Here is a 23,555-nt window from a genome sequence, read left to right on the forward strand (position 1 = left end):
AACCGGTTACAGTCCGCATTTTCGCGACCAAAAAACGGAAAAGGTGTGCTACATCTCCGGGCATTCCACCTTGCCGAGAGCCTGCCAGTAGTTATGCTGATTGTTGCGCTCTATCGCGATCATCGCCTCCCGAATATGCTGCTGGTTCCCCTCGCTCGCCATGATTTTTTTCTCCCAGGCTTCATCGGTTAGAGCGCCTTTGGGCGTACACATTTTGCGCAAATCCTTTAAAATCGTGGTTTTTTCATGTGCCGTCTGAAGCGAGCTAAACGGAGAGTCGGCATACGTGACGCCCGGTAGCGCGACAAGCGCGGCAATAAGCAGAAGCGTTTTTCGTTTCATAAACGGTATCCTTATCGGTTTGCACTTTTTCAAGAGTAAGTGTAGACCGTGCGACGTTCACTCATCGTGGCGTGCTATCCGTTGGCGTTGAAGTCAGGCAAAAGTGGGAAGGCGGTTTCTCGCTGCGCCTTCACTTTCTTGCGTGGCAGAATAGTGTATGTTCTGAACACTCTTTTATTTCGTAAGCGGTAGTGTAATGAGACGTATTGAGATCGTACTGGGAGAGCTGGAACGGCTGACGCGCGGGCTATGCCTTGCCGATTTGGCGCAGGAGACGGCGTTTACGGCGGAGGCGATAGGTTTCAATCTTGGGCTGGCGCGTAACTCCGTCAGCAAAGATCTCAATCAGTTATGGAATGACGGCCTGGCAATCAAAAGCCGTGGCCGCCCGGTCTATTTTTTGCATCGCCAGGCGCTGGAAACGTTGCTGGGACGACAGCTGGAAGAGTCTGAACGCGAGGTGCGGTCGGTGGCGGATGTGCTGCCGCATGAAGAGCATTATGCGCCCGACGATCCGTTTACCAGCCTGATTGGTTACGATCGCAGCCTGCGCGATGCGGTAGAAAAAGGCCGTGCGGCAGTGCTCTATCCGCACGGTTTACACGTTCTGCTTACCGGGCCGTCCGGCGTCGGTAAAACCTTTTTTGCGGAACTGATGCACCGTTTCGCCTGTGAACAGGCGAACGGCGCTATCCCGCCGCTGGTCTACTTTAACTGCGCGGAATACGCCCATAACCCGGAACTGCTCTCCTCGCATCTGTTTGGTCATCGGCAGGGGGCGTTTACCGGCGCGAATGAACATAAAACAGGCCTCGTGGAGCAGGCGGACGGTGGTTATCTGCTGCTGGACGAGGTGCACCGTCTGTCTTATGAAGGGCAGGAAAAGCTGTTCTCTATTCTGGATAAAGGCGAGTACCGTCCGCTTGGCGTGAGCAGCCAGCCGCGATCAATTTCGGTACGCCTGATTTGCGCCACTACCGAGCCGGTCGGGTCGGCGCTGTTACGTACTTTCCAGCGGCGTATTCAGGTATGCATTGATTTGCCGGGCATTCGCCAGCGCTCCGTTGAAGAACAGATCGAACTGATCGTGGGGTTCTTACAGCGGGAAAGCCGCAAAATAGAACGCACGGTCAGCATTGATAAACCGTTGTTGCTCTGGTTGCTGAATAAACCCCTGGAAGGCAATATCGGTCAGCTAAAAAGCGATATTCAGTTTCTTTGCGCTCAGGCGTGGGCATCGGGAATGACCGAGCATAACGACACGCTACAGCTGGATAAGCGGCTGGCGGAGATGTCGGTTAACCCAACGCCGGAACAGCGTCTATTGGTGGATACTCTGTTTGACGGTAAAGCGCGGCTAAATATAGACGCGCGCACGCTGCCCGCATTGAAGACGTCGCTGGCGACCGGGGCGGAAATTGAAGAGAGCGACCTCTTTTACAGTTTCCTGACGCGCGAATATGTTAATTTGCGCAACAGTAACGTCCCCCCGGCGGAGACGCTGGCGATCCTGAAAAATAAACTCAGCTCGATTTTTGAATACGGTCTCTACAGCCGCGACAGCGTGGCGCATCCGCCGCGCTATGGCGACCAGATTGAAGAGCGCGTGACGCTGCTGATTGGCTGCGTAGAGCAGGTGTTGGGCTTTTCGCTGCCGGAAAATCTGGTTAACCCACTGCGTAAACACTTCCTGGCACTGATAGGCTACGTGCAGCGCGGCCTGATCCCGCAGCTTTACTCTTCCAGTTTGATCCTGGATCGCTGCAAAGACGAATATGACAACGCCACGCTGCTGTGTCGGAAAATCAACGAACTGCTGCATATTCAGTGTCCGGCGACGGAAGTGGTCTGGCTATGCCTGTTCCTGAAAGAGTGCCGCCATTATCGTCAGCGCATCGATGCCAGCCCCGACTGCGGGGTTATTTTGATCGCCCACGGCGCGACCACCGCCACCAGCCAGGCGCAATATGTCAACCGCGTGCTGGAGCGCGAGCTGTTCAGCGCCATCGACATGCCGTTTGAACAGTCGGTGCATGACACGCTGGAAACGCTGACCCAAATGATTCAAACCCGCCAATATCGGCGGCTTATCCTGTTGGTGGACATCGGTTCATTGATCCATTTCGGCAGCACCATCAGTAAATTATTTCAGATAGATGTTTTGCTCATGCCGAACATCACGCTGACCAGTCTACTGGAAGTCGGGCTGGATTTAAGCTATGAAACCAGCGACTTACCACAGCTGACGGCGCTCCTGCAGAGTAAAAATATCCCCTGTCAGCTTTGTACGCCGCAGCAGGAGAACGGCGGCAAAGTGCTGGTCATCTCCTGTATTACCGGCATGGGAACGGCGGAAAAAATCAAAAAGGTGCTGGAGGAGAGCTTTGGCGAACTGATGTCGCAGGACACCAGGATGGTGATCCTTGATTATAACGAGGTACGTAGTCTGGAGCGCGTTCAGCAGGCATTGAATGCCAGCGAGCGGCTGGCGGGGATTGTCGGCACTTTCCAGCCGGGGTTGCCGGATATTCCGTTTATTTCGCTGGAAGAGCTTTTCTCCGAACAAGGGCCGGAACTGGTGTTGAGCCTGTTAACGCCCGATCTGTCCAACGCTGAACGCCGTCTGGAGATGGAGCGCAGCGCGATGCGCTTTATCAGCGCGCTAACGATGGAGAGCATCATCAACCATATTTCTGTGCTTAACCCGCAGCGTATTCTGAAAGAGATGGAGGGCGTTTTTAACCATCTGACGTCTTCGCTTTCCCTGAAACCAAGCCGCCAGGTGACACTGCGCTTCCTGATCCACTGCTGCTGTATGGTAGAGCGTATTGTGATTAACCGAAAACCGTTACAGATGGCGCTGGAAAGTCAGCCGAATCTGGACGCGCGCGCGTTTAGTGTCATCAAATCCGCTTTTCTGCCGATCGAAGACGCCTACGCCATCCGTTTATCGGATGCGGAATATTTTTATATCTACGAACTGCTCTATAGCTAATCCTTTTACTGGCGGGGCTTCGCGCCTCGCCAGACCTTTCTTCTTCCTCGCGTGACACAAATTCTGGCACAACCTTTGCTCTTCTGATGATGCGTTATGCCGGATAGCGGCGTAAACGCCTTATCCGGCCTACCGGGAGTGTCCTGTAGGTCCGGTAAGCGCAGTGCCACCGGGCAATATATGCCGGTGTTCTCATGTAATTGCGCCAGGAGGCCATTATTTTGACTACCACACAACCGTTGCCCCACATCCTGCTGCTGACGCATGGCGGCTGGGGACAACCGCTTTGCAACAGCCTGCGTATGGTCACGGGCGAAATTAAAGGCGTGACGGAAATCGCGCTAATGCCTGTCGATACGCTGGGCGAGTTTTATCAACGCGTCGAGGCCGTGGTGAAAACGCTGCCGGAAGGCTCGCTGATCCTGACGGATTTTGTCGGCGGCACGACGTCCAACGTCGCGGCTCGGCTAAGCGCCGATTATCCGGTGGCGGTGATTGCCGGATTGAATGCGTCGCTACTGCTGGAGGCGCTGGACAGGCGCGAACAAGGGATGCTAACCGCCTGCGTGGATGAGTTAGTTGAGGCCGGGCGCAGTAGCTGCCTGGATGTGGTCGCCCATGTACGTCAGCTACAACAATCACTCTAAGGAAAACATCATGGCCAATATCGTTTTATGCCGCATCGACAGCCGTCTCATTCATGGACAGGTTGTCACGAAGTGGGTCGGACAATCTCAGGCGAACCGGATAGCCGTTGTGAGTGATGAACTGGACGCCGATCCGTTTATGAAAAATATCTACCTGATGGCGGCGCCGCCAAATATCAAAGTGGATTGCTTCGGCAACCAGAGTTTTGCCGCTGCATGGAAAGAAAATCAGCTTGGCGACGGTAACGTGCTGGTGCTTTTTCCCTCACTGGCGGCGGTGCAGGACGCCATACAATTGGGCTTTGACGTCACCCGCATTCAGGTTGGCGGTCTCGGCGGCGGGCCAAACCGCAAGGCGGTTTTTCAGAATATTACGCTGGATGAAAAAGACGTCGGCATTCTTAACGACCTGAAAAACCGTGGCGTTCAGGTATTTTTCCAGACCATTCCGGAAGATAAGCCGCAGCCGCTCGACGATATCCTGAAAAAATTCTAACCCTTTAATAGACACAAAATCATTCTGGATGCATCGAGGCGGCAACTGAGTGAATCCCCTGGAGCTTACTAAAGTAAGTGACTGGGGTGAGCGAAGGCAGCCAACAAAGAGGCAGCCTGAAGGATGAAGTGTATAGGATAACACTATGGATACCTTACTTTTTGCAAGCCTGATGGGGTTGTATTACTGGTTTGCCCGTTTACGCCTCGGCTACACCTTCTCCGCGATGCTGTTACAACCGGTGGTGATCGCGGTATTTGTCGGGCTTTTGCTTGGCAATATGCAGACCGCGATGATCATCGGCGCAGGGATGCAGCTCGTTTATTTGGGCGTGACCTCAACGCCGGGCGGCAACGTGCCGTCGGACCCGGCGCTGGCGGCCTGTATCTCCATTCCTATCGCGGTGAAGGCCGGTATGGACCCAAACCTGGCGATCGCGCTGGCAATCCCGTTTGGCGTGATTGGCGTGTTTCTCGATCAGCTTAGGCGCACGCTGAACGCCGCCTGGGTGCATATGGCGGATAAACACGCGGAAACGGCAAACATGGCGGGCATCATGCGTTGCGCCTTTCTTTACCCGGCATTGCTGGGGCTGGTGCTGCGCTTCCCGGTGGTCTTTGCCGCTAACTACTTTGGCCAGGATGTGGTGGAAAGTTTCCTTAAACTGATGCCGCACTGGTTAACCCACTCCTTTGAAATCATGGGCGGCATTCTGCCGGCGCTGGGCTTTGCCATCACCATTATGGTGATCGGTAAAAAGAGCCTGTTGCCGTGGTTTATCGGCGGGTTCTTCGCGGTGTTATACCTCAAGGTCGACATCATGGCGATGGCCATCTTCGGCACCTGTGTCGCCTTCCTGATTAAAGACCTGGCGAAAAATGAAGGAGCAGCATGATGAGCAGTGACGTAATGCAACATGAACTGGTTGAGCGTGCGCGGGAAAGCGGGGCGCTGACCAAAGCAGATATCACCAAAGCCTGGTTTATCTACTGGCTGGGCGCCGAGGTTTCCAGCTCCTATGAGCGCTTACAAAGCCTGATTTTCTGCGCCTCGATGACGCCGATCATCAAAAAACTTTACCCGCAAAAAGAGGAGCAGGTAGAAGCGCTAAAACGCCACCTTAACTTCTTTAACTCCGAGCAGACCTTCGGCGCGGTGATTCAGGGCATCTCTATTGCCATGGAAGAACAAAAAACGCGCGGCGAGCCGATTAATGACTCGTCTATCACCGGCATTAAAACTGGCCTGATGGGGCCGCTTGCCGGGATGGGCGACTCGATTATCTGGGCGGCGGTGATGCCGCTGTTGATAGCGATCTTTATTCCGTTCGCGGCAAATGGCAGCGCGATGGGCGGTATTATTCCGCTGATTCTCTACCCGGCGATCACCCTGGCGATCAGCTACGGCATGGTCCACAAAGGATATACGCTGGGGCGTGATTCGATTATCGGCCTGCTGCAAGGGGGGCGAATCAAAGAACTGATCTACGGGGCCAACGTGCTGGGTTTGATCATGATGGGCGCGCTTTCCGCCAGCTACGTCAAAATCACCACGCCGTTAAAAATTAGCGCCTTGAAAGGATCTGAAGTGGTGGTTCAGCAGATCCTCGACTCTATCGCGCCGGGCTTACTGCCACTGGCGGCGGTATTCGCCATCTACTTCTATCTGGTAAAAAAAGGGCCGCGCTACACCACCATTTTGCTGTCGATTGTCGCACTGAGCATAGTCTGTTCGTTGTTGGGAGTGCTGTAAATCATGACGCCGAATATCTATCAACAACTGGGGTTGAAAAAGGTCATTAACGCCTGCGGCAAAATGACCATTCTGGGCGTCTCAAGCGTCGCGCCGGAGGTCATGCAGGCCACCGCGCGCGCGGCTTCCGCTTTCGTCGAGATTGATGCGCTGGTGGAAAAAACCGGCGAACTGGTATCGCGCTATACGGGTGCTGAAGATAGCTATATCACCTCGTGCGCCTCGGCGGGTATTGCCATTGCCGTCGCTGCCGCCATCACCCGCGGCGATCGGACGCGCGTCGCCCTGATGCCGGACAGCGCCGGGATGGCCAATGAAGTGGTGATGCTGCGCGGGCATAACGTCGATTACGGCGCGCCCATCACCAGCGCGATTCGCCTGGGGGGCGGGCGTGTGGTGGAAGTCGGGTCAAGTAACCTCTCCGCCCGCTGGCAACTGGAGAGTGCGATTACCGGGAACACTGCCGCCTTGTTGTACGTGAAATCACACCATTGCGTACAGAAAGGCATGTTGAGCATTGACGATTTTGTACAGGTGGCGCAGGCCAACCACCTGCCGTTGATTGTCGATGCCGCGGCGGAAGAGGATTTGCGCGGCTGGGTGGCGAGCGGCGCGGATATGGTTATCTATAGCGGCGCGAAAGCCTTTAATGCGCCAACCTCCGGGTTTATCACTGGTAAGAAAACGTGGATTGCCGCCTGCAAAGCGCAGCACCAGGGGATTGCCAGGGCAATGAAAATCGGCAAGGAAAACATGGTTGGGCTGGTATATGCGCTGGAGAATTACCACCAGGGCCAGACGACCGTGACCGCAGCACAGTTACAGCCGATCGCGGAAGCGATTTCCGCCATCCATGGGCTTTATGCCGATATCGAACAGGATGAGGCCGGGCGTGCAATCTGGCGTATTCGTGTGCGGGTGAACGCATCTGAATTGGGGCTGAATGCGCAGGACGTCGAAGCGCAGTTGCGCGGCGGCGAGATAGCGATTTACGCCCGCAAATATCAGCTTCATCAGGGGGTTTTTAGCCTCGATCCACGCACGGTAGCTGAAGGGGAAATGGCATTGATTGTGGCGCGACTCAGGGAGATTGCAGAACATGCAGCAGATTAATTTTTATCGTCAGCGGGTAGCGATTAACGTACTGGCAAAGGATATCGCCAACGCGAAGGCTATCTATGAAGCCGCCGAAGGCCATGCGGTCATTGGCGTACTTTCCGCACAGTTCGCTACGGTAGAAGAGGGCGTGCCGGAGGTGAAACGCTGGATGGCGGAGGTGCCGTCTATCTCAGTGGGTCTGGGCGCAGGCGACCCGGCGCAGTACTACAAAGCGGCGATGATTGCCGCCCATACTCACCCGGCCCATGTCAACCAGACCTTTACCGGCAGCGGCTTCGCAGCGGGCGCACTGGCGGCGACAGGCGGCGAGCAAACACATATTAACGCCCTGGTCAGCCCGACGGGAACGCCTGGCGAGGTGGTGATTTCTACCGGCGTCAGCAGCAGCCAGGGAACGCCAGCCTGCGTTTCCTGTGAAGCGGCGGTACGCATGATGCAGGATATGGGCGCACATGCGGCGAAGTTTTTCCCGATGGGCGGCGAAAAGTCGTTACCGGAACTCTATGCGCTGGCGACAACCGCCGCCCGCCACGGCATGACGCTCATCGAGCCGACCGGCGGTATCTCACTGGATAATTTCGGTATTATCCTGCAAACCTGCCTGGAAGCAGGCGTGCCGCGCGTCATGCCGCATGTTTACAGCTCGATTATCGATCCGCAAACCGGCAATACGTGCCCCGAAGACGTCATTCGGTTGATGGAGATAGTCAAAGCGCTGGTGTGAGATTTATCGCCGAAGAGCGCTACGTTTACCGGGCCTACAGATGACGTGTATTTGTAGGCCCGGTTAGCGTTACGCTACCGGGCGATAATGCGTAGCAGGCCGGGCAAAAATGTACGTATTGCAGCCGTCAGAGATTCCCTTTCGAGCCTCCTCGCAGGGTTAAATTTTCCTGAATGCTGTCTGTATTTTTGGCGAGTACAGTGGCGTCATCTTATTCCTCAGGTGACGGATCGCCATGAAAAAAAGCCCCACGTCCACGCCTCATGATGCGGTATTCAAAACGTTTTTACGCCATCCGGATACCGCGCGGGATTTTCTCAATATTCATCTTCCCCATTCGCTAAGAATACGTTGCGATCTGACGACGTTGAAACTGGCGCCGGACAGTTTTATCGAGAAAAATTTACGCGCGTTTTATTCCGATGTCCTTTGGTCACTAAAAACGTGTGAAGGCGACGGTTATATCTATGTCGTTATAGAGCATCAGAGTACGCCGGACGCGCATATGGCGTTCCGGTTAATGCGTTACGCGACTGCCGCGATGCAGCGCCATCTGGATGCTGGTCATAAAACGTTACCGCTGGTGATTCCCATGCTGTTTTACCATGGCGCGAAAAGCCCGTATCCCTTTTCGCTGTGCTGGCTGGATGAGTTTGACGATCCTGCACTGGCGCGTCAGCTTTATGCGACGGCATTTCCACTGGTAGACATTACGGTGGTGCCGGATAACGAGATTATGCAGCATCGACGTATCGCGATGCTGGAGCTGGTACAAAAGCATATACGTCAGCGCGACCTGATGGGATTGGTCGAGCGCTTAGCGGTACTTCTGATTACGGGAAACGCTAATGACAGTCAGCTAAAAGCGCTGTTTAATTATTTGCTAATACAGCATGGCAGCACGCCTCGTTTTGGCAAGTTTATCCGCGAGGTGGCGCGTCGTGTTCCCCAACACAAGGAGAGATTAATGACGATCGTAGACAGAATACGTGAATCGGGGCGCAGAAAAGGTAAGCGTGAAGGCGTGCAACAAGGTATACATCAAGGTAAGCAGGAGGAAGCCTTGCGTATTGCGCATACGATGCTGGAACAGGGGATCGAGCGAGAGATGGTGCTGATGATTACCGGGCTTTCTGACGAAGAGATTAAGGCAAAGCGCCATTAAACTTTTCCCTCTTCCGCCCGGTCATCGTGATTATCAACGGCGTTAAGCGGCCCGCGCGCGTCGACGGGAATCGAGGGAGATCAGAATCACTGACGAGAGAATGAGCAGCGTGCCCAGCCAGTCCGGCAAGGTAAAACTAATCCCCAACAGCAGTAGCGACAGCAGGGCGCTGCTTAACGGTTCCGCGCAGCTTAAAATGCTGGCTTTGGGGCCACCAATCAGTTGCGCGCCTTTCAAATACAGGCTGAACGTCAGCGACGTACCGATCACCACCAGGTAGAAAAAGGCCAGAATCAGGCTGCCGCTCACCGCAAAGTGCGTTCCTTCTTTAGCGTAGAAGGGCAGCAGAATAAGGCCGCCAAAGGACATACTCCAGCCGACCACTGGCAGCGTGCCGTATTGGGCGATTAGCCTGGAAGGCCAGGTCGTATAAAAGGCGGCGGCAAATGCGGAGGCGATACCCCAGAACAGCGCGCCTGAAGAGATCGACAGCGATGTTGGATTGCCGTGAGTCACCAGTAAAAAGGTGCCGATAAGCGATGTAAGAATGGCGGTTAAGACCAGAATGCCTGGTCGTGTTCTTCGCGCTAATGCAAACCACGCGACAATAATGGTCGGCGATAAAAATTGCAGCACTGTCGCGGTGGCGGCATTGGATTTTTCAATCGTAAGCAGGAAGGTTAGCTGAACGGTGAGCGCGCCCACCACGGAGAAAATCAGCAGACTCAGTGCATCTTTGCGGTTTTTAAGAATCGAAAATATCTTATCGCCGTGCATAAAGGAGAAGGTCACCAGTATCAGCCCGGCGAATAACAAACGTATCATCGTCAGGAACTGTGACGACATACGGCTTTGCTCCATGATGTACTGCGCGCAAACACCTGAACTCCCCCACAATACGGCGGCAATCAGGACGTTTAGCATCCCTTTTCTGGTGGAACCCATTTTTTCCTCGTCATGTTGTTTTATTTTTTTACGTGCAGGCATCATAACAGAGCTATCGCCGGCATTAAGCAGGAATTTATTGTTTAATGATTTCAGACGAGCCTGTTATTGACATAATATTGTCATTTTTTTGTCATAGGAAATATCAAACAAACTTAAACAAATCGTCACTATCCCCGCCTTTGCACTTTACAGAACATATTGACTGACTATAATAAGCGCAAATTCATGCAGGAGTAATATGTTGGACAGTCACTTTTACGTAAATCATCTGGCAAGTTAACGCACGCTATTCCTGCGCTGCTTGCCGAACCGGTGGGCAGCAATCTCCCCTTGTGACGATTGTCATCCCAATAATGTTACAACACGCGCATTGTCGCGAGGTAATCGTCATGTTCATGTTTAAACACGCTTTATTTCCTCCGCCGTTAACACGACGCTAATTGCCTCAGGGCAGAAATTTGTCGTGTGCTAAATATAGCACGTACTTATTCTTCCAGAAAAAATGGAGGAACGTATGTTAATGTTTCCTTATATTTTAAATTTACTGGCCGCTATGCTGTTGGGCGCGCTGATTGGCGCGGAAAGACAATGGCGTCAACGTATGGCGGGATTACGCACTAATGCGCTGGTGGCGACAGGCGCCGCCGTTTTTATTCTGAGCTCCATGACGACATCGCCAGACAGCCCCGGGAGAATTGCGGCGCAGATTGTCTCTGGTATTGGCTTTCTGGGGGCGGGCGTCATTATGCGCGAAGGGATGAATGTGCGCGGACTGAACACTGCGGCAACGCTATGGTGTTCGGCGGGCATCGGCGTGTTATGCGGCTTAGGGCAGTTCAAAAATGCGCTGGCGGCGACGATCATTATTCTTTGTGCCAATATTTTATTGCGTGAAGCGGCGCAGCGTATAAATCAACTCCCGGTATCCGCCGAGGGAGAAAAACGTTATATCCTGAAAGTAACCTGTAATAAAGAAGATGAGAGCGCGGTTCGTCAGTGGTTACTGAATATCGTAAAAGAGGCCGCGATCTGTTTACAAGGGTTAGGTTCGGTCCCCGCTCAGGAACAGGGCTATAAAGAAATTCGTGCCGAGCTTGTGGGTCATGCTGATTATCGTAAAACGCGAGAACTGATTATATCCAGAATAGGTGATAACGATAATATCACCGCAATTCACTGGAGCATTGATAGTCAATAATAGTTTTTTATTCAATTTCAACATTACGCCAGGCGTATAAGGAGGGAATGATGGATATTCCCGAGTCGATAAAATAAAACCCACTCAAAATAGTGAGTAAGCAATAACCTTTTTTATGCATAGATAATTCTCCCGGGGCATTCACCTTCAAATCGTGAGTTTACTATTCCCTGGGCGTGATATGCAGGAAACACTACACCTTAATTTTGGGGATTCATCATGACTGACATGAACATTGAAAACCGGAAACTCAATCGCCCGGCGTCAGAAAATGATAAGCAGCATAAAAAAGTATTTCCGATCGAAGCGGAAGCTTTTCATAGCCCGGAGGAGACACTGGCGCGGCTGAACAGCCATCGTCAGGGCCTCACGATAGAAGAGGCCAGCGAACGGTTGAAAGTGTATGGGCGCAATGAAGTGGCGCATGAGCAAGTTCCTCCGGTGCTGGTTCAGCTTCTGCAGGCATTCAATAACCCGTTTATTTACGTTCTGATGGCACTGGCAGGGGTCAGTTTCATCACGGATTACTGGCTCCCGTTACGCCGTGGCGAAGAGACCGATCTCACCGGCGTGCTGATTATTCTGACGATGGTCAGTTTGAGCGGGTTATTGCGTTTCTGGCAGGAGTTTCGCACTAACAGAGCAGCACAGGCGCTGAAAAAGATGGTTCGCACCACCGCCACGGTGTTGCGTCGTGGGCCGGGCAATATAGGCGCGGTGCAGGAAGAGATTCCCATTGAAGAACTGGTGCCGGGCGATGTGGTTTTTCTGGCCGCAGGCGATCTGGTGCCCGCCGACGTCCGACTGCTGGCGTCGCGCGATCTCTTTATCAGCCAGTCAATTCTTAGTGGTGAATCATTACCCGTAGAAAAATACGATGTTATGGCTGATGTGGCAGGTAAAGACAGCGAGCAATTGCCTGACAAAGATAAAAGCCTGTTAGATTTGGGCAATATCTGTCTGATGGGAACCAATGTAACCAGCGGCAGAGCGCAAGCGGTCGTGGTCGCGACGGGAAGCCGTACCTGGTTCGGCTCGCTGGCGAAATCCATTGTGGGTACGCGTACCCAGACGGCTTTCGATCGCGGAGTCAACAGCGTGAGCTGGCTGTTGATACGCTTTATGCTGATCATGGTACCGGTTGTCCTGCTGATCAATGGGTTCAGTAAGGGAGACTGGGTAGAGGCTTCGCTGTTCGCGCTGGCGGTTGCGGTGGGGTTGACGCCGGAAATGTTGCCCATGATTGTCAGTTCCAACCTGGCAAAAGGCGCGATTGCGATGTCGCGGCGCAAAGTGATCGTCAAGCGCCTGAACGCTATTCAAAACTTCGGCGCGATGGATGTGTTGTGTACAGATAAAACCGGCACCTTAACCCAGGACAATATTTTTCTGGAGCATCATCTGGATGTGAGCGGTGTAAAAAGCAGCCGGGTATTGATGCTGGCCTGGCTGAATAGTAGCAGCCAGAGCGGCGCACGGAATGTGATGGATCGCGCCATACTGCGTTTTGGCGAGGGCCGCATCGCGCCATCGACAAAAGCGCGCTTCATTAAACGCGATGAACTGCCATTCGACTTTGTACGTCGCCGGGTATCGGTCCTGGTGGAGGATACGCAGCATGGAGACAGATGCCTGATCTGCAAAGGCGCTGTTGAAGAGATGATGATGGTAGCCACCCATCTTCGCGAAGGCGATCGTGTAGTGGCGCTGACGGAAACACGCCGCGAGCTGCTGCTGGCGAAAACCGAAGATTACAATGCGCAGGGATTCCGTGTATTGCTGATAGCGACACGTAAGCTGGATGGTTCCGGGAACAATCCGACATTAAGTGTGGAGGATGAGACCGAACTTACCATCGAAGGGATGCTCACTTTTCTCGATCCGCCGAAAGAGAGCGCCGGTAAAGCGATTGCCGCGTTGCGGGATAACGGCGTGGCGGTCAAAGTCCTCACCGGCGATAATCCGGTCGTGACGGCGCGTATCTGTCTGGAAGTGGGTATTGATACGCACGATATCCTGACCGGAACCCAGGTTGAGGCGATGTCGGATGCCGAACTGGCATCTGAGGTGGAGAAACGCGCAGTATTCGCCCGGCTGACGCCGTTACAAAAAACGCGTATTTTGCAAGCGCTACAGAGAAATGGTCATACCGTTGGTTTTCTTGGAGATGGGATCAACGACGCGCCCGCGCTTCGTGATGCGGATGTGGGAATTTCCGTCGATAGCGCCGCCGATATTGCTAAAGAGTCATCAGATATTATTCTGCTGGAAAAAGATCTCATGGTGCTTGAGGAAGGCGTTATCAAAGGGCGGGAAACCTTTGGTAATATCATTAAATACCTGAATATGACCGCCAGCTCTAATTTCGGCAATGTTTTTTCGGTACTGGTAGCCAGCGCGTTTATTCCGTTTCTGCCGATGCTGGCGATTCATCTGTTGATCCAGAATTTGATGTACGATATTTCGCAGTTGTCGTTGCCGTGGGACAAAATGGATAAAGAGTTCCTGCGTAAGCCGCGGAAATGGGACGCGAAAAATATTGGTCGTTTTATGCTATGGATTGGCCCAACGTCTTCTATTTTCGATATCACAACCTTTGCGCTGATGTGGTACGTTTTTGCGGCTAATAACGTAGAGGCGCAGGCGCTCTTTCAGTCCGGCTGGTTTATTGAGGGTCTGCTCTCGCAGACACTGGTCGTGCATATGCTAAGGACGCAGAAAATACCGTTTATCCAAAGTCGGGCGACGTTGCCGGTATTATTGACGACCGGCTTGATTATGGCGATAGGCATTTATATTCCATTCTCACCTCTGGGCGCGATGGTTGGACTGGAGCCGCTGCCACTGAGCTACTTCCCATGGTTGGTGGCGACATTATTGAGCTACTGTCTGGTGGCGCAAGGCATGAAGCGCTTTTATATCAAACGCTTTGGCCAGTGGTTTTAATGATGTTTGAGGATCGCCCAGATGAATCGCTCACCCGATAAAATCATCGCGCTGATATTTTTACTGATTAGCCTGTTGGTGTTGTGTTTAGCCCTCTGGCAAATCGTTTTCTAACGAGGTGACGCCATGCAAAAAAGAGGGTTGGACAAAATTTTTTATCAGGTTGTCCTGATAGCAATCATCCTGATTTTACTGACTATCTGGATACGATAAGCTGCTGTTGGCGAGCCCCGCTTAAAATAAGAATCGATGTAGTTGTTCTTTTTATGGCGGGGCGCTATTTTCATGGTATCCCACATCAGAAGGGCAATATCATGAATAATCGTCGTGGTTTAACCGCCGTCCTGGCGACGTTGATTACGTTTTCCCTGAGCGCTACGCCTGTGCTGGCGAATCCGGGAAATGGTAATGGCGGCGGACATGGTAATAACGCGGCTAATCAGGGTAATAACGGTAACGGACATAAAGGAAATGCCGGGCAAAAAACGGAACACCGTAAAAATGGCGGTAAACCGGATCACGTCGAGTCGGACATTAGCTATGCTGTCGCCAGGCAACTGGCAGTGAATTTAGGGCTGACGGGTTATCAGTCTTTACCTCCGGGGATTGCGAAAAATCTGACGAGAGGAAAACCGCTGCCGCCGGGAATCGCTAAAAAAACGGTGCCGGCGTCTATGCTGGGACAATTACCTTATTATCCGGGCTATGAGTGGAAAATCGTTGGGGATAATCTGGTGCTGATCGCGCTCAGTACCGCGGTGGTCACGGCGATTATTAATGGCGTATTTGATTAAGAGCCTATCCCACCAGGCGTTATTGGCGTAGCCAGTTTGGACACGGACAGCGCGCAAAAACCGGAGCGTACACGTAGTACGTGAGGTTTGACTCGCTACGCTCGCCCTTCGGGCCGCCGCAAGCGGCGTTCAAAACGCTAACGCGTTTTGGCGAGCACTGCCTTGGTCCAAAATGGCAAGTAAAATAGCCCCATTAAATGGGGCTATTTAGCCTCTTCAGGGCGTTATTTATGCGCGTTGAGAATCCAGTAGTTCATTATTTTTTACTACTTCCTGCGCTTTGGTATAACTTTCAATCAGTAGCTGATAGGCCGGGAATATTTTGGTATATACATCCGCCCATTCTGCGGCATCTTCCCGATTCCAGGTACGTTGCAGCTCAGAGGCTACCGCCGCGGTATCCATTGGTACTACGCCCGCCTGCACCACGCGGGCCATCGTAATTTCCTGCGCCATTTTACTGTACGTACCGGAGGCATCAATTACCGCAAATACCTTGTACCCTTCCGCGACGGCGCTGATGGCTGGAAAAGCCATACAGACACTGGTAATAGTGCCGGCTATGATCAGCGTTTTACGGCCTGTCGCTTTTACCGCTTGTACAAAATCGGCATTATCCCAGGCATTAATTTCCCCTTTACGCGCGACATATTGCGCGTGGGGCGCATTCGCATGGATTTCCGGAATCAGCGGACCATTCGGTCCCTGTGGTACGGATGCGGTAGTAATGACCGGCATATTGCATAAGGTGGCGATCTTAGCCAGCGCCGCGGCGCGCGCGCGTAATTCCGGCATCGGCATGTCGCCGACGGTCTGAAACAGGCCACTTTGGTGATCAATCAGCAGCATTACTGCGTCGTTAGCATCAATGGCAGGGCGTTGACCGTTAAAATTCGCGGGTGTAGACATAATTCATTCCTTGTTGTTGCCTTTCACTGATAGTCACTATCAGTGTTAAAGTCATTAATCGCCGGGGCGATTTCCGTTTTTAAGCTGATGACAGTAATCCGTTGCCGATTCTGGATTACCCTGTTGAGTTCTTTCTGAAGGAATATTCATCGGCATCACCTTCAGTCGATTTAATTTCACGCGAATTTGTTATCACAACAATATTCATATTATGAATAAATGTTTCTATTTTACATGTCAGAGAGGATTATTGATTGAAAAAACAAACTATGCCCCTACAAATTGTTTCTGATAGATAGTTTTAAAATTATTTGGTATAAATTTGAAATATGTTGGTTAAGGATTAACTTATTTATATTTAAATAACATAAAGCACAGCTTAAATATTAAGTGGGAAGCGTGCTTTTATTAAGTATGGCTACTGTAACTCTTAATAAATTGGAAACTATCCCTATATAACGAGTGCTGCTTTTTGGGATATTACAAGCCATTATAGGAACACATTGAATAAAACCTTGTCTTTCATGTGGGGTAGATTATCAGGATATTTTTTCTCATGATTTATATATGAGATATTAAAGCGTAGTGGCACAGTAAATTTGGCCACTTGATTAAAGGTGATATTCTCACCTCAATACAAAACAGGAGACTTAACGAACAAGAAAACCAAACGTACTTTCACCCCTGAGTCTGCTATAATGAGAAAAGCGGTGTCTACGCTTACCTGTTAATGTCTTATGCCTCTCGCTCTTCTATATGATCGGTATGTGCAGGGGACAATCCATGTCCTGCTACGCAGCCACAGCATCAGACTATACTCAGTGGTGTCTATTAACCCTCTCCAACTACGTTATGTTTTGGCATGGTAACAATGCGATGTTATGGATAATTAACGATAATATTGAATTTAATCCAGAAATGAATCGCCTGGCGTCATTATCGAGGCCAGATCTCAACATTATTCTGACAACGCCCGCCAGCCGCTGCTTGCGCCTTCTGCTGGAAAACGCCCCCTCCGTCGTCTCACAACAAACATTCTTTCAAAAAGTGTGGGAAGAAGACGGCATGGTGGTGTCGGCAAATACGCTTTATCAGAATATCTCCATTATTCGCCGCGGATTACGTACCGTTGGCGAAAATGAAGATACGCTGATAATCACGGTTCCACGTAGAGGCTTTCAGATTGAGCCAGGTGTGAGCCTCATGACCATCCGCAAAGACTTCGCTCAGGCAATAGAAAAAAAGGGTGAGACGCCACCGCGTATGTCAGGGCGTTGGTTTAAACATTATGTACCTGTACTTTGGATGACCGGGACATTTGCTGTTGGTATTTTGCTTGGCACTATAAGCTGGCAAACCGTTCCCGATAAGGATTTTTACGATCGCTACACGCTGGTTGAAACAACTCAGGGCTGTCATTTTTTCTCGCGGAATGAAGATATCGAAAGCGGTAGCCGCTTTGCAAGCTATAAGTCAATGATTCTAAAAACCGGTATGGATTGTCAGAAATACCCATGGGTCTATTTCCCTTCCAGCAGCCGCACCCCAGCGGTTACGGCATTGATTTGTCAGCAACCTTATAAAACGCGCGGTGATACAGGCTGCGTGACGCTTTTTTTCCGCGGGGTGACACATGGGTAAAAAGGCACTGATGTTAGCCTGCCTGACTCTACTGTTTCTGGGAGTAGGGCTTGGGCATCTTTTTCATTTGTATACGGAAAAGAACCGGGATCCAGAGAAATGTACGGCGCCTGTGATTGTGTTTTATAACAACACTCAGGCTAACCTGACGCTGGATTTTATGTATTCGCTGAAAAAACGCACTGGGGTGGTTTCCATCAGCGGAACGTATTACGTCGATAATAAAATGAGCGGCGTGATCCGCCGTGATGTTTCCTATGTATGGAGTGAAAATAAAGACAGCACCCATTTTATATCGACGGATATCAACAAAGTCACGCGTGACGAAACACTGTCCGATGCGGTTATCGAGACGGTTTTACCCGATTTTTATGTCTATCCAGGGAAAAGTATCAGTTACACCATCCTGACTCAGGGCCATCGTGGCTTTATGTTCACCATCGGGAAACGCCCGATATTTTTCTGTACACATTAAGCGGTTTTGGAAGCCGTTCATGAAATATATCAGCCAAATGAAAGCGCTTCCGGGTAAAAGCCGCTGAAGATCAGCGGCTCTGTTGTTACCTGAATCAAAAACTGTATTTAACCCCCAGTAGGCCTTGGGTATTACTATAGCCCTGGTCACCTACCTGCTGCGCCACGTTACCCCATACGTTCAGGCGCGGGGTAATTTGCCCTTCAATACCCACTTTCAGTTCACCAATATTTTTCGTACCACGCATATCGCTGCTGACATCGTCCATCTTCACGCTGGCAGGCTGCGTATTATGGATCCAGTTCGCCTCCACGAACGGCTGGAACTCTCGAGATTTATCGTCATCAATAGCGTTGTGGCCGTTAATATAGGCTTTTACGCCCATGCGGGTTAGCAGATTACTGGCGGTATCATCCTTCACGAGAGTACCATTGGCTTCGCGATGGTCGTTAGCCTGCACGCCCATCCATACCACCTGCGCTTTGGGCTGCAACCAGTAGCTTTGATGCGCGCTTTCACCTAACCTGAAGCTGTAACCGGCTTCAACCGAGGCGGTAATCCCTTTGGATTTATATTTCTCAGCGGCCTGATCCTGACCCATGACCTTGTTATCAAACCAGTTGTACAGCATCCAGGTATCCACATAAGCCCCAGACCGATCGATATTGTTAGCATACCAGGTGCCGTAAAGGCCGACGCTGTAACCGGTGACTTGACCACGGGAATGATAGTCACTCACGGAAGACTGCGTGCGGTTCTGGCTGTTGGCATAACCTGCCATTGCACCAATATGCCAACGGTCAAGACCGTCAGTGCTCCACTGTGCCAGATCGCCTCCCACTTGTAACACATAGCTGTTGATGCGGGTTTTTAGCTGCCCGCTGCCATCGTTGAAGCGAGTATGGGCGCCGACGTTACGCATCCACAGGCTAGTGACCTTCTTCTCACCCGTCAGCATGTCGGTGTACTGGGTTTCACCCAGACGGTCATGGAGACGCGTCATGAACAGCGTATTTGCCGCATAGTTGTTGGCAAGATAGCTGCCCACTTCCGGACGGAACTGATGTTCTGTTATCGGCGGTGTGTCAGATTGCCCTATGTCAGGAATGACCGGATCAGGGATGACCGGGTCTACTGGCTCAGGGTCTACTGGATCAGGGTCCACCGGATCGGGAATCACAGGGTCAGGGATAACCGGGTCTACTGGATCAGGGTCTACCGGATCGGGAATAACAGGGTCCACCGGATCGGGAATAATCGGTTCGTCCGGCTCAATGTAGCTGGTCAGATACCAGTTTTTACCTTTCTGCACCACGTTGTAGTCATAGGCTCCGGCAACAATACGGCTTGCTTTTTCGAAAGTACCGTTGGAATTGCCAGCAACGTTAACAATTTCAATACCTTCAATGGTTTGCGCCCCGGCTCCTCCAATATTATTTACTGCAACAAATGTGTTGCCTGAAGTATTGCCGAGAACCTGCAGCCTGTCCGTTTCGGAATCATCATCGTTGAGCACAGTATTAAAGACCAGCTTACCGCCGTTGCCTACATAATCTTCATTGATGGTGAGCGTTTGCCATGGCTCGCCATCTTCATGGCTGAAGTTAATGGTTGCGCCACTATTCAGCGTCAGGTCAGTGAGCGTTGAGCTGCTGGTCATATTCCAGGTCGCATCGCTCATTTGTACAGAGATAACGCCTGTGCCCGCCGTAGCGCTGGTGATGTATGACGCCCCGTCCCATCGCGAGTTGTCCGTCATATTGAGCTTAATTGTACTGTTCTGCTGCGGTAGCGTACCGCTGGCAGCGGTGGCGCCAGCAGCACGAAGATCACCGTCGATGACGAAACGACCTCCTGAAGAACCGTCAACAATGCCGCCAGTTTCCGTGCTGATGGCGTAACTTTCGCTACTGTTATCGCCCGCCATAGTAATAGCCGCACCGCCTGCCAGATTAATGGCGCCTCGGGAGAGGGCATATAAACCGGCAGGAGCCTTACTATAGGATGCAGCCTTACTGGCGCTGTTAACGCTAATAGTGGCATTCTCTCCCAAATTAACGGTAGCGTTAGTTGCATATACCGCGTGTGCGCTGGCACCGTTCACCGTAATAGTAGCGTTGTTGCCAAGCTCGGTTCTGGAGGAGGATGCTGCGTAAATCCCCGTTGAGGATGCGCCGGAGGTTTCGATGGTTGCATCGTCACCCAGACGAATCAACGAACCACTTTGTCCGGTACGCAGCCCCTCCGAACTGTCTCCGGTAGTAACAATATGTGCACGATTGCCGACGACAATCGTATTTTTGGCACGTGACGCATCCCGCATGGCGTTAGCTGTAATTCCACGTCCCTGGCTACCTGTTGTTTTGATATACAGATCGTCGCCGACGTAAATATTGGCCGATCCGGTCCAACCCTGGCCCAGTGAGTTATATCCGGCGTTAATACCGTCACCATCCTGACCATCCACGTAGATGTTGGTACGGTCACCGGTAATAATAAATACCGGGTTATCCGGAGTATTTGCGCCGTGAGTACGGATGCCATCGACGTCTCTACCATTATTCGCGGCATTCGCCGACTGCGTCCGAATGGTCAGGTCGTTGCCAAAAATCACGCCCGGACTTCCCGTCCCGCTGTTCTGAATAACCGTGACAGTGTGTTCAAACGCCTCCGCGCCCGGCCCATTAAGCGTGAGGCCATTGCCATAAACCGGGATGGTACCGGTGTTCCACTGATAAACGTAGTTGGGCATGGTACCGACTTTGGTGAAACCGGTACTGGCCTGAGCGGGAATAATGGCCTGTAATTCCGGCGGCAACTGGCTGACTAGCCCACTGGATGGCAGACTATCAACGTCAACCCAGGCCGCCTGGGAGGGAAATACCATAGAGGCTAACGCTGCTGATACCGCTATGGCGATGAATGAGTAATTTTGGGGAGTTGGCATTCTGCCTCCTGCATTATGGCGTAAAGCGTCTTCCACATCGCAATAATATGGAAATAATAAAAATGGAAACGGATCTATAAAATATTTGATATTATTTTATGAATGCTATGCCCTAGCTTATTTTCAAGCCGCAGCTTATGCACATAAAGTTTCTTAATATCAATATTGTCAATATTTACAATCTGCTGAATACTTATTCCTGATACAAAGCGCTTCAGTAATATAAATTCCGTATAGTTAAGCGTTCGTCCACGTTTACTGTTGGCGAGCCGACCGGTAAACAAGCGGTGCATCTTTTGCTGTTGCACAATATCATCGTCATCGGAATAAATAATTCCTTGTATTTTATTGCTTTTCAAAATCCAGTAATTGGCCAGCGGAGTTAAACTTCTGTCAGAAATCAGGACAATATGCATGCCACTGTCTGCCAGACTGTCAGCCCATTGCAAATCGGTAAATCGTCGAAGATTCGGGAAAGAAAAATCAACAAAGATAAAACCGCTGGATAAATGGTTGTGTCTATCAAGCAATAACTTTTCAATAAACCCTTTTTTCAGGAAAGCATTACCATCTGGCCAGATGGAAAATGCCGCATTATGGCAGTATTGCACCCGTACTGCGCTGTCAGGAAATAATTGACAGGATAAATCGCAACTAATGCAATGGACAATTTGTGAAGGCTTTCTCATCATCCTGAACGACTCCCGTCGATGTTTCTATTAATATTTCATTGGTAAATAAATGTGTCAATCCAGATAATATACCGTGCTACGGTTGTCAAAAGTCGCGAATTATTGTCAGTGTCATAAACTCCTGGAAAGACCTAAAATACAGCTTTAAGGAACCATGACAGATCCGACAGTCGTAATACATCATTTCGGATTTGTATTTCACCCATTGAGATTTTTATACAGTATCTCCAGTATCATAAAAAATCTTAAAACAGCACTATTTGCTAAATCATGAGAGTGATAAATAACGGTTCTCAATACCATCTGTCTGCTGCCTTTGTCACTATCGGGGTGATGTGATGAAATATAAAAGTAATTCCTGTAAACCTGTAATGAATTCTTATTATTAAAAGCTAATTTAAGATTTTTTCTTTTATTGCATTGTTATTCAATGACTTAATGGTGATATTTGTGCTCTCATCAACTTCTTATATACAAATTTAAGACTATTTTATAGAGACGCATGTAAACTTTAAGAGGGTGTAATGCTAATGCCATGAGAAAATTTTGTAACTTAACGCCGGGAGTCATACCTTGCCAATAAGTTGATCTGACTTAATTCTGATCGTGACAGTCTGAGCAAGTGACAGACTTATTGGTCGAAGCAACTTCAGCTTCTGGCTTCTCTTTTCAATCGATCATCTGATGAAAACTCTTTCCCGGAGCACATTAGTGAGAAACAGGATGTGGTGAAACCCAATGTCCATAGATATAGTCAGTCACTTCAGAAATATCCGCCTCCTGGCAGATATTTTTAACCGCTCGTCCAGCTTCGACCAACTTAATTATGGTGATGTTCTGATGCTCAGTGAGACGGGCTTTATGCATAGAGATTCCTTCGTCAGCAGATCGATGACGTGATCTCTAAATGTGAATAGCACGATTATGTGGGATACGTACAAAAAATTAAACTAACTGCCAGTAATATGAGTACCTGGTATAAGAATGTATACGGATATATTACTACTGAAATATAATAATGGGAGGGGTTAAGAATAAACAGGACGTATGGGAGAGAAAGGGTATAAAGATAAAATGCTTGCAGTATCTAATAGATAACAATGAAAAATCAGGTAACTGAGAAACTATTCAGTGTTTAGGTTGATGTGATATTAAGTCATTCAGCCGCTACAGCACATTATCAGGATAATTTCGTCTGGATAAAACGGAGGAATGAATCGCCACAGGTTTAACAGACACCGCTGAGTCATTTAAGATGACTTAAAGAGAAGAGCCCATGAGCGGTAAATGTTATCCCGAAGCGTTTAAAATTAAAGCGGTAAAACAGATTATTGAGCGCGGCCATTCTGTTTCCAGCGTCGCAACACGTCTTGATATTACTACCCATAGTCTTTACGCCTGGATAAAGCCGCCACATTCACGACGGCATCATGTTGACCTGAATCTGACGGGGCATACAGGCAGTTCTGGCTGGAATCGGGCTGTGTTTATGGTTATCGCAAGATCTGTCTCGATCTGCTGGATATCGGGAACAATGCGGTGTAAACAAAGTCTGGTGGTTGATGCAGCGTGTGGAGATAAAGGCTCAGGTCGGATACCGAAGTCCACGGGCGCGTGGCGATTCATTTTATTGAGGTCAGAAGAGGCTAATTGGCGGAAGATCACAGGAGTCGAACCTGCCCGGGACCGCTGGCGGCCCCAACTGGATTTGAAGTCCAGCCGCCTCACCGGAGACGACGATCTTCCGCGCCTCGATTGCTACATG

General features: G+C 50.6%; 21 protein-coding genes, 1 tRNA gene and 1 pseudogene. 16 read left to right on the forward strand and 7 right to left on the reverse strand.

Going from position 1 to position 23,555, the window contains the following annotated elements; all coding sequences use genetic code 11:
- Positions 1 to 48: 48 nt before the first annotated feature.
- The gene (locus K8W53_RS00325; protein ID WP_000824215.1) at positions 49 to 342 is read right to left on the reverse strand and encodes a YicS family protein; all 294 of its coding nucleotides are present in this window, start codon (positions 340 to 342) and stop codon (positions 49 to 51) included.
- Positions 343 to 538: 196 nt separating this feature from the next.
- On the opposite strand from K8W53_RS00325, the gene dagR reads away from it, so the two are divergent.
- The 8 genes from dagR (at position 539) to K8W53_RS00365 (ending at position 9,240) form a co-directional block, all read left to right on the forward strand.
- A complete protein-coding gene (dagR, locus tag K8W53_RS00330) occupies positions 539 to 3,337 on the forward strand; it encodes a transcriptional regulator DagR (protein WP_023225124.1) in 2,799 nt (932 codons plus the stop codon).
- Positions 3,338 to 3,558: 221 nt separating this feature from the next.
- On the forward strand, positions 3,559 to 3,984 hold the full coding sequence (locus tag K8W53_RS00335; RefSeq protein ID WP_000214106.1) for a PTS sugar transporter subunit IIA: 426 nt from the start codon (positions 3,559 to 3,561) through the stop codon (positions 3,982 to 3,984).
- Between the two features lie 10 nt (positions 3,985 to 3,994).
- Positions 3,995 to 4,480 (forward strand): PTS system mannose/fructose/N-acetylgalactosamine-transporter subunit IIB, encoded by a 486-nt coding sequence (locus K8W53_RS00340; protein WP_001284295.1) that lies wholly within the window; start codon positions 3,995 to 3,997, stop codon positions 4,478 to 4,480.
- 145 nt (positions 4,481 to 4,625) lie between these two features.
- A complete protein-coding gene (locus K8W53_RS00345; RefSeq protein WP_058654780.1) occupies positions 4,626 to 5,375 on the forward strand; it encodes a PTS mannose/fructose/sorbose/N-acetylgalactosamine transporter subunit IIC in 750 nt (249 codons plus the stop codon).
- The gene (locus K8W53_RS00350; protein ID WP_001526325.1) at positions 5,372 to 6,232 is read left to right on the forward strand and encodes a PTS system mannose/fructose/sorbose family transporter subunit IID; all 861 of its coding nucleotides are present in this window, start codon (positions 5,372 to 5,374) and stop codon (positions 6,230 to 6,232) included. Before K8W53_RS00345 ends, K8W53_RS00350 begins: the two co-directional genes overlap by 4 nt.
- Positions 6,233 to 6,235: 3 nt before the next feature.
- Positions 6,236 to 7,345, forward strand: a complete 1,110-nt coding sequence (gene dgaE / locus K8W53_RS00355) for a D-glucosaminate-6-phosphate ammonia lyase (protein WP_023225123.1) — start codon at positions 6,236 to 6,238, stop codon at positions 7,343 to 7,345.
- Positions 7,332 to 8,075 carry a 2-dehydro-3-deoxy-phosphogluconate aldolase gene (dagF, locus tag K8W53_RS00360; protein ID WP_023225122.1) on the forward strand — a complete coding sequence of 248 codons (744 nt, stop codon included), beginning with the start codon at positions 7,332 to 7,334 and terminating at the stop codon, positions 8,073 to 8,075. Before dgaE ends, dagF begins: the two co-directional genes overlap by 14 nt.
- Positions 8,076 to 8,310: 235 nt before the next feature.
- Complete coding sequence (locus tag K8W53_RS00365) at positions 8,311 to 9,240, forward strand: Rpn family recombination-promoting nuclease/putative transposase (RefSeq protein ID WP_000749536.1); 930 nt, start codon at positions 8,311 to 8,313, stop codon at positions 9,238 to 9,240.
- A gap of 42 nt (positions 9,241 to 9,282) precedes the next feature.
- On the opposite strand, the gene K8W53_RS00370 is transcribed toward K8W53_RS00365, so the two are convergent.
- Positions 9,283 to 10,185, reverse strand: coding sequence for an EamA family transporter (locus K8W53_RS00370; protein ID WP_000535970.1), 903 nt, complete (start codon positions 10,183 to 10,185; stop codon positions 9,283 to 9,285).
- Between the two features lie 505 nt (positions 10,186 to 10,690).
- On the opposite strand from K8W53_RS00370, the gene K8W53_RS00375 reads away from it, so the two are divergent.
- The 5 genes from K8W53_RS00375 to cigR all read left to right on the forward strand — a co-directional run bounded on the left by K8W53_RS00375 (position 10,691) and on the right by cigR (position 15,126).
- Entirely contained in the window at positions 10,691 to 11,386 is a 696-nt protein-coding gene (locus K8W53_RS00375) for an MgtC family protein (protein ID WP_000392699.1), read from the forward strand.
- A gap of 219 nt (positions 11,387 to 11,605) precedes the next feature.
- Positions 11,606 to 14,332: a magnesium-translocating P-type ATPase gene (gene mgtA / locus K8W53_RS00380; RefSeq protein ID WP_023202920.1), complete on the forward strand. Its 2,727-nt coding sequence runs from the start codon at positions 11,606 to 11,608 to the stop codon at positions 14,330 to 14,332.
- Between the two features lie 21 nt (positions 14,333 to 14,353).
- A complete protein-coding gene (mgtR, locus tag K8W53_RS00385; protein ID WP_001082117.1) occupies positions 14,354 to 14,446 on the forward strand; it encodes a protein MgtR in 93 nt (30 codons plus the stop codon).
- A 12-nt stretch (positions 14,447 to 14,458) separates the two neighbouring features.
- A complete protein-coding gene (gene mgtU, locus K8W53_RS23825) occupies positions 14,459 to 14,545 on the forward strand; it encodes a magnesium transporter protection protein MgtU (protein ID WP_252515021.1) in 87 nt (28 codons plus the stop codon).
- A gap of 101 nt (positions 14,546 to 14,646) precedes the next feature.
- Positions 14,647 to 15,126 carry an anti-virulence regulatory inner membrane protein CigR gene (gene cigR / locus K8W53_RS00390; protein WP_021000918.1) on the forward strand — a complete coding sequence of 160 codons (480 nt, stop codon included), beginning with the start codon at positions 14,647 to 14,649 and terminating at the stop codon, positions 15,124 to 15,126.
- 228 nt (positions 15,127 to 15,354) lie between these two features.
- Here the strand turns inward: cigR and K8W53_RS00395 are convergent, their stop codons facing one another.
- Complete coding sequence (locus tag K8W53_RS00395) at positions 15,355 to 16,035, reverse strand: isochorismatase family protein (protein ID WP_000106461.1); 681 nt, start codon at positions 16,033 to 16,035, stop codon at positions 15,355 to 15,357.
- A gap of 783 nt (positions 16,036 to 16,818) precedes the next feature.
- Between K8W53_RS00395 and K8W53_RS00405 the strand changes: the two genes are divergently transcribed.
- Together K8W53_RS00405 and K8W53_RS00410 are read left to right on the forward strand one after the other, a co-directional pair.
- Positions 16,819 to 17,676 (forward strand): winged helix-turn-helix domain-containing protein, encoded by an 858-nt coding sequence (locus tag K8W53_RS00405; RefSeq protein ID WP_001278062.1) that lies wholly within the window; start codon positions 16,819 to 16,821, stop codon positions 17,674 to 17,676.
- 10 nt (positions 17,677 to 17,686) lie between these two features.
- A complete protein-coding gene (locus tag K8W53_RS00410; RefSeq protein WP_001521985.1) occupies positions 17,687 to 18,151 on the forward strand; it encodes a hypothetical protein in 465 nt (154 codons plus the stop codon).
- 94 nt (positions 18,152 to 18,245) lie between these two features.
- Here the strand turns inward: K8W53_RS00410 and misL are convergent, their stop codons facing one another.
- From misL to K8W53_RS00425, 3 genes are all read right to left on the reverse strand, one after another.
- Complete coding sequence (gene misL, locus K8W53_RS00415) at positions 18,246 to 21,098, reverse strand: intestinal colonization autotransporter adhesin MisL (RefSeq protein ID WP_024148016.1); 2,853 nt, start codon at positions 21,096 to 21,098, stop codon at positions 18,246 to 18,248.
- 74 nt (positions 21,099 to 21,172) lie between these two features.
- Complete coding sequence (locus K8W53_RS00420) at positions 21,173 to 21,790, reverse strand: helix-turn-helix transcriptional regulator (RefSeq protein ID WP_000984806.1); 618 nt, start codon at positions 21,788 to 21,790, stop codon at positions 21,173 to 21,175.
- Between the two features lie 708 nt (positions 21,791 to 22,498).
- A complete protein-coding gene (locus K8W53_RS00425) occupies positions 22,499 to 22,657 on the reverse strand; it encodes a transposase (protein WP_023225120.1) in 159 nt (52 codons plus the stop codon).
- Positions 22,658 to 23,066: 409 nt separating this feature from the next.
- Here K8W53_RS00425 and K8W53_RS00430 point away from each other — a divergent pair.
- Positions 23,067 to 23,406 (forward strand): annotated as a pseudogene (locus K8W53_RS00430) (transposase); the annotation flags it as partial.
- 35 nt (positions 23,407 to 23,441) lie between these two features.
- Here K8W53_RS00430 and K8W53_RS00435 read toward each other — a convergent pair.
- Positions 23,442 to 23,536: transfer RNA gene (locus K8W53_RS00435), tRNA-Sec, on the reverse strand.
- Positions 23,537 to 23,555 lie beyond the last annotated feature (19 nt).

Origin of the sequence: Salmonella sp. A29-2 (assembly GCF_020150755.1) — a bacterium.
GTDB lineage: Bacteria > Pseudomonadota > Gammaproteobacteria > Enterobacterales > Enterobacteriaceae > Salmonella > Salmonella enterica.